The 847-nt window shown below is 63.3% G+C and carries 1 protein-coding gene; it reads left to right on the top strand.

All coding sequences use genetic code 11. The features are described from left to right. Positions 1–114: 114 nt before the first annotated feature. Positions 115–847 (top strand): IS21-like element helper ATPase IstB (gene istB / locus GFB48_RS17215; RefSeq protein ID WP_163938711.1); only part of this gene is annotated, 733 nt, incomplete at its 3' end.

The raw sequence follows: 847 nt of genomic DNA, 5'->3' as shown, positions 1-847 counted from the left end.
AGGCTCCGGCCGACCGGAAGGTCATGGCCGTCACCGCACTCAACCTGAACGAAGAACCTGTCGCGGATGTCGGCCGCTATGAACGCCTGCGCGCAACCGAACCGGAGCACCGCCATGTCCAATGAAGTCATCGCCCGCCTCAAGGAGCTGAAGCTGCACGGCATGGCCAGCAGCTGGGCGGAACTGTATGCGCAGTCCCGCCACACCGAGTTCGACCCGGAACGCTTCATGCAGCAGTTGCTACTGGCCGAAGGGGCCGAGCGCGAAGTGCGCTCGATTGGTTACCAGATGGCGGCAGCCCGCTTCCCGGCGCACCGCGACCTCAAGGGCTTCGACTTCGCGCAGGCGCATGCCGATGAAGATCTGATCCGCGAGCTGTACCAGATGAAGTTCCTCGACAGCGCGCACAACGTCGTGTTCATCGGTGGGCCGGGCACGGGCAAAACCCATCTGGCCACGGCCATTGGCATCGAAGCCGTCCAGCGGCACGGCAAGCGTGTGCGGTACTTCTCCACGATCGAGCTGGCCAATGCACTGGAGCTGGAAAAAGCCGCCGGCAAGCAGGGGCAGCTCGCGCACCGGCTCACGCACGTCGATCTGGTGATTCTGGACGAAATGGGCTATCTGCCATTCAGCCAGACCGCCGGGGCACTGCTGTTCCACCTGCTCTCGAAGCTGTACGAGCGCACCAGCGTGGCGATCACGACCAACCTGAGCTTCGGGGAATGGGCCAGTGTGTTCGGCGACGCCAAGATGACCACGGCGCTGCTCGACCGGCTCACGCATCACTGCCACATCGTTGAAACCGGAAACGAATCGTGGCGCTTCAAGGAGAGTTCGACCAAGG

It is taken from the genome of Paraferrimonas sp. SM1919 (genome assembly GCF_010993985.1).
Taxonomy (GTDB): Bacteria; Pseudomonadota; Gammaproteobacteria; order Enterobacterales; family Shewanellaceae; genus SM1919.
The sequence above is the reverse complement of the archived record's forward strand: the minus strand, read 5'-3'. Positions and strand labels throughout refer to the sequence as shown.